We start from the raw sequence: 237 nt of genomic DNA on the forward strand, positions 1-237 counted from the left end.
TCAAGAAGAGGGAATTTATCTTCCTTCTACATCAGAGATAAAGAATCTAACTTTTCACTCTGATTTCTCATCTTTTAGATTTTCTACTCCAAAAGATATTTGTGATGACAAGGGGACTGTTCTTGAACTTTCAGACAAAAAGGGAAGAACAATCTCGATGCAATTTATAAGATTTGTGACAGGTCGTTTACCTGAGCTCATTGTTCTTCCGGGAGATAGAGGAAGAAGACAAGTTAA

Annotated in this window: 1 protein-coding gene; it reads left to right on the forward strand. The window is 35.9% G+C overall.

The genetic code is table 11. The features are described from left to right. Window positions 1-237: hypothetical protein (locus M901_RS10255; protein ID WP_034721732.1), on the forward strand; the 237-nt coding region annotated here is incomplete at both ends.

This window comes from Bacteriovorax sp. DB6_IX (genome assembly GCF_000447775.1).
Classification (GTDB): Bacteria; Bdellovibrionota; Bacteriovoracia; order Bacteriovoracales; family Bacteriovoracaceae; genus Halobacteriovorax_A.